The sequence below is a fragment of the Candidatus Hydrogenedentota bacterium genome, from assembly GCA_019695095.1.
Classification (GTDB): Bacteria; Hydrogenedentota; Hydrogenedentia; order Hydrogenedentales; family SLHB01; genus JAIBAQ01.
The window spans coordinates 23,664-29,937 of the sequence record JAIBAQ010000070.1 but is presented as its reverse complement, the minus strand read 5'-3'; the positions used below and the strand labels follow the sequence as shown (position 1 = coordinate 29,937).

The 6,274-nt window shown below is 59.2% G+C and carries 2 protein-coding genes; both read left to right on the top strand.

Features of this window, described 5'->3' with window-relative positions:
* Positions 1 to 217 precede the first annotated feature (217 nt).
* On the top strand, positions 218 to 4,780 hold the full coding sequence (gene gltB / locus K1Y02_13150; protein ID MBX7257304.1) for a glutamate synthase large subunit: 4,563 nt from the start codon (positions 218 to 220) through the stop codon (positions 4,778 to 4,780).
* On the top strand, positions 4,767 to 6,251 hold the full coding sequence (locus K1Y02_13145) for a glutamate synthase subunit beta (protein MBX7257303.1): 1,485 nt from the start codon (positions 4,767 to 4,769) through the stop codon (positions 6,249 to 6,251). Before gltB ends, K1Y02_13145 begins: the two co-directional genes overlap by 14 nt.
* Positions 6,252 to 6,274 lie beyond the last annotated feature (23 nt).

The following is a 6,274-nucleotide window of genomic DNA, read 5'->3' as shown; positions in this document are numbered from 1 at the left end:
CTGCGGTCAAAAAATTTGACTTGGGAATGCAACTTTCATTACCCTATTTGCCACAAATCGAATAGGGTGCGGCACAAATTGCCCCTAGATCCCCGGTCCACCACAGACCCGCCGGTGATTCTCCCCATCTTTTAGGTGAGTGGAGTGCCGTAACCGGCGAGATTTGCCGAAAGTCCGCTGACCGAAGAGTTTAACAGCGAGGATTCAAACATTGTCCATGCGACCCATTTCCCGCGACGGGCTCTATGAGCCGTTCTACGAACACGACGCGTGCGGCGTCGGGTTCGTGGCCAACATGAACGGCCGGGCCACTCACACCATCATTCGGCAGGGGATTCAGGTCCTCGAGAACTTGGAGCACCGTGGCGCCTGCGGATGCGACCCCGAGACCGGTGACGGAGCCGGAATGCTGATGCAGGTTCCGCATAAGCTCTTCCAGCGCGACGCGGAACGGCTCAAGTTCAGCCTGCCAGAACCTGGAGCTTACGGCGTTGGCATGGTATTTCTGCCTCACGACGCGAGCGATCGTGCGCTGTGTACGGCGATTATCGAGAAGTCGATTACCGCCGAAGGCCAGTCCGTGTTGGGTTGGCGCGAGGTTCCGCGAGACTCCTCCGTAATCGGTACTATCGCCCGGCAAGGCGAACCTGTTATGCAGCAAGTATTTATAAAGCGCGCAGCCGGTTTGGACACCGACGCCTTTCAGCGCAGACTCTACGTCATCCGCATGGTCATCGAAAAAGCTGTCGCCTCGTCGGAAGTAAAGAACAAATCGCAGTTCTACATCCCCAGCATGTCCGCCCGCACGGTTGTATATAAAGGACTTATGCTGGCTGCCCAGACAGACCGCTACTACCTCGATGTCGCAGACAAGGACTGCGAAAGCGCGATTGCATTGGTTCACCAACGGTACAGCACCAACACGTTCCCGACGTGGCCGTTGGCCCACCCATTTCGATACTTGGCGCATAACGGGGAAATCAACACGTTGCGCGGCAACATCAACATGATGCGTTCGCGCGAGCCCCATTTGCAGAGCGATCTCTACGGCGCAGACATCTCTAAGCTGCCGCCCATCCACACGGAAGGCGCCAGCGACTCGGCGATATTCGACCAGACATTTGAGTTGTTGATGCTGGGAGGCCGCAGCGTCGCCCACGCCATGATGATGCTCGTGCCGGAGCCCTGGAGCGGCCATGAGAGCATGCCCGACCACAAGAAGGCGTTCTACGAATACCACGCGTGCCTCCAAGAGCCGTGGGATGGCCCCGCGTCGGTCGCTTTCTGCGACGGCATTCGCGTCGGAGCCACCCTGGACCGCAACGGCTTACGTCCGTCGCGCTATTGGGTCACCGACGACGACTTCGTAGTCATGGCATCGGAAGTCGGCGTGCTCGACATTCCGCAGAGCAAGATTGTCAAGAAGGGCCGCCTCGAACCGGGCCGCATGTTCCTCATCGACACCGAAGAGCATCGCATTATCGGAGACGAGGAGATTAAGGATTCGGTCTGCAAGCGGCAGCCTTACCGCACGTGGCTGGATACTCACCGCCACGTCCTTCCCAAGGAATGCCACTCGACCAACGGCAAGCCGGAGCCGAAGGAAGCCTCCCTGCTCGAGCGCCAGCAGGTCTTCGGCTATACGCAAGAAGATCTTGAGTTCATCATTGCTCCCATGGCCGAGACGGGCAAGCAGCCCCTGGGTTCCATGGGCAACGACGCCCCGATTGCAGTGCTTTCATCGCGTCCTCAGTTGATCTTCAACTACTTCAAACAGTTGTTCGCGCAAGTCACGAACCCGCCCATCGATCCGATTCGCGAAGAAATCGTGATGTCCCTGGAAACGGACATCGGTCGCGAGCGCAATCTGCTCGGCGAGACGCCCGAACACTGCGAACAATTGCACCTGATGTCCCCCATCCTTACAAACGAACAGCTTGACTACATCAAGCACATCGACAAGCCGGGCATCAAATCGACGACAATATCTACGTTGTGGCCCAGAAGCGAAGGCGCGGCGGGCCTCGACAAGGCCGTGACGCGCGTTTGCGCAGAGGCCGTTGACGCGATCGAAAAGGGATACAGCATCCTGATTCTCTCCGACCGCGGCGTAAGCGGCGAGATGGTTCCCATCCCAAGTCTTGTCGCGACAGGAGCGGTCCATCATCACCTCGTGCGGCAACAAAAGCGCACTCAGTGCGGGATCGTCGTCGAGTCGGGCGAGCCCCGCGAAGTCATGCACTTCTGTCTCCTGACTGGCTATGGTGCGGGCGCCGTCAATCCATATCTTGCGTTCGAGACCATCGACGAACTGCTGCAGAAAGAGGAACTGGTCGAAGAAAATCCGGGCAAGGCCAAGAAGCTGTACGTCAAAGCCATTGAAAGCAGCATGCTCAAGACGATGTCAAAGATCGGCATCTCGACACAGCATAGCTACCGCAGCGCGCAGATTTTCGAAGCGATAGGGCTTGGCGCCGATCTCATCGACCGTTGCTTTGCGGGTACGCCCTCGCGCGTCGGCGGTATCGACCTCGAAGACGTGGCCAAGGAATCGTTGATGCGTCACGCGGTCGCGTATCCCTCGCACCATGCACGTTCGCGCGAACTTGACCCGGGCGGCAATTACCAGTGGCGTAAGCGCGGCGAATTCCACCAATACAACCCCGACACGATCTCGCGCATTCAGCACGCCGTCCGTACGAATTCGTGGGAGAAGTACAAAGAATACGCGAGTATCGTCAATGACCGGAACCGGACGCTGGCCGCGTTGCGCGCCTTGATGAAGTTCAAGAAGGGTACACCGATTCCTCTGGATCAGGTGGAACCGGCCAAGGAAATCGTCAAACGGTTCTGCACGGGCGCTATGTCCTTCGGGTCGATCAGCAAGGAAGCCCACGAAACGCTGGCTATCGCCATGAACCGCATCGGCGGACGCAGCAATACCGGTGAAGGCGGAGAAGATCCCAAACGCTTTGTACCGGATGCGAACGGCGATTTGCGCCGCAGCGCCATCAAGCAAGTTGCTTCCGGGCGTTTTGGCGTCACGAATGAGTATCTCGTTAATTCCGATGAACTCCAGATTAAGATGGCGCAGGGTGCGAAGCCGGGTGAAGGCGGCGAGCTGCCTGGACACAAGGTGTTCCAGGAAATTGCGCGTATCCGCTACTCGACGCCGGGCGTGGAACTCATCTCGCCCCCGCCGCACCACGATATTTACTCCATCGAAGACCTGGCGCAGCTCATCCACGACCTGAAGAACGCCAACGTCCACGGCACGGTATCGGTGAAACTGGTATCCGAAGTCGGCGTTGGCACGGTCGCCGCGGGCGTCGCGAAAGGCAAGTCGGATCTGGTGCTTATCAGCGGTGACTCAGGCGGCACCGGCGCATCGCCCCTGAGTTCCATCAAGCACGCCGGCCTTCCGTGGGAGCTTGGATTGGCTGAATCCCATCAGGTGTTGGTCGACAACAACCTGCGCAGCCGCATCCGCGTGCAAACCGACGGCCAGATAAAAACAGGCCGCGACGTCGCGATTGCTTTCCTTCTGGGCGCCGACGAAGTCGGATTCGCGACGCTGCCGCTGATCGCCACCGGTTGCATCATGATGCGGAAGTGCCATCTGAATACGTGCCCGGTCGGTATCGCGACGCAAGACCCCGAACTCCGCAAGAAGTTCACGGGCAAGCCCGAGTACGTCGTGAACCTTCTCTTCTTCATCGCCGAAGAAGTACGCGAAATCATGGCGCAACTTGGCTTCCGCACCGTGAACGAGATGATTGGCCGTGCGGATATGCTGGAGTACGACCCGCTGCCCGAACATTGGAAGGCCAAGAAGCTCGACCTCTCCCGCATTCTGAAGGTGGCCCAACCCTGGGAAGGCGAGACGCTCTACTGCAGCAAGAAACAAGACCACGACATCGAAAAAGCCCTCGACCACGAGTTACTGAAGATCGCCGAGGCGTCGCTGCAAGCCAAGCCCAACCGGGAAGACGTGACGCGCACCCGCGCACACGTCAAAATTCGGAATATCAACCGCACCGTAGCCACGATGCTCTCGAGTGAGTTGACTCGCCGCCACAAGGTGGGCCTGGAAACGGGCTACTTGCCGGAAGATACGATTTGGCTCGATTGCGAGGGATGCGCGGGACAGAGTTTTGGCGCGTTCTCCATCCAGGGCGTGACGTTAAACGTGTCCGGCGAAGCCAACGACTACTGCGGCAAGGGCCTTTCCGGCGCGAAGATCATCGTAAGGCCGCCCGCCGACAGCAAGATTGTCCCCGAAGAGAACATCATCGTCGGCAACGTAGCCCTCTACGGCGCGACCAGCGGCGAAGCCTATTTCCGCGGTGTCGCGGGCGAGCGGTTCTGCGTGCGCAACAGCGGCGCGTGGGCCGTCGCTGAAGGCGTTGGAGACCATGGTTGCGAGTACATGACGGGGGGACGCGCGGCCATCCTGGGCAAGACCGGGCGCAACTTCGCGGCGGGCATGAGCGGTGGCATCGCGTTCGTCTACGACGCAGACGGCACGTTCAAGACCCGGTGCAATCCGGGCAACGTCGACCTCAAGCCCATGAACGAAAAGAGTAAGGCCGATCTCAAGTACATGCTTGAGCGGCATGTGACATACACCGAAAGCACGGTGGCGCAGCGAATCCTCGCCAACTTCGACGAAGAAATAACCAAGTTCGTCCGAGTGATGCCGAGAGACTACGCCCGCGTCCTTCGTGAAATGGAGAAAGAAGCTGCGAAAGCACGGGAGATGCAGCATGCGTCCAAATAAAGAAAAGGGCTTCATGACCTACAAGAGGGAGCTTCCTCCCGAGGAGCCCAAGGACAAGCGCGTCCGCCACTGGGACGAGTTTGTCGAGGAGTTCGCCGACGAGAAGATGCGGGACCAGGGCTATCGCTGCATGGACTGCGGCGTGCCTTTCTGTCAATCCGGTTGTCCGTTAGGGAACATCATTCCCGACTTCAACGATCTCATCAAGGACAACGATTGGGAAGGGGCGCTTGCCAAGCTGCACTCCACGAACAATTTCCCGGAATTCACGGGCCGCGTCTGCCCCGCTCCGTGCGAATCCTCGTGCGTGCTCGGGATTACCGAACCCCCGGTCACCATCAAGCTCAATGAACGCGCCATCGGCGACCATGCCATCAAGAACGGTTGGATCAAGCCCGAACCTCCGGCGTTTCGCAGCGGCAAGAAAGTCGCGGTTGTCGGCTCCGGCCCGGCCGGTCTGGCGGCTGCGCAGCAATTGTGTCGCGCCGGTCACAGCGTGACGGTGTTCGAGCGCGATGAAGAGCCTGGCGGCTTGCTCATGTACGGCATCCCCGATTTCAAGCTCAACAAGACGCATGTCCGCCGCCGCATCGATCAAATGAAGGCGGAAGGCGTTGAGTTCAAGTGCGGTGTCAGTGTCGGCAAGGACATTCCCGCGACTGACCTGGAGAAGCAATTCGACGCCGTGCTCATCACGACGGGTTCGACAAAACCGCGCGATCTGCCGATTCCCGGCCGCGAACTCGACGGCATCCATTTCGCCATGGATTTCCTAACCCAGCAAAATCGCCGCGTTTCCGGCAAGAAGATCGACAAGGCCGAAATCTCGGCGAAGGACAAAAACGTCGTCATTCTCGGGGGCGGCGATACCGGTTCCGACTGCCACGGTACGAGCATCCGCCAGGGCGCCAAGGAAGTCTGGTCCCTCGAACTCCTGCCGCGTCCGCCTGAGGGTGCAAACCCAACCACGCCGTGGCCGCTGTGGCCCGTCATCCTTCGCACGTCGACAAGTCACGCGGAAGGCGGCAAGCGCGACTGGAGTATCCTCACGAAGAAGTTTACCGGCGAGAACGGCAAGGTCAAGAAGCTTCATGCAATCCGCATTGAATGGACCGAGCCTGATGCAAACGGCCGGCGCGAAATGAAAGAGATCCCCGGCAGCGAAATGGAGTTCGACTGCGATCTCGTCCTGCTAGCGCTCGGATTCGTCCATCCCGAGCACGATGTGCCGACCCAGCTCGGCCTCGAACTCGACGAACGCAAGAACATCAAGGCCGCGTTTGGCTCTTACCGCACGAGCAAAGACAAGATCTTCGCCGCGGGAGACGCGCGCCGGGGTCAGTCGCTGGTCGTGTGGGCCATCCACGAAGGCCGTGAAGCCGCCCGCGCCATTGACATCTATCTCATGGGGCATTCCGACCTGCCCAGCGCCTATTCCTACGGATACGACGCCGTGGAATTGAACGTGTAGCGACGAGATAGCCAAAACGTTGA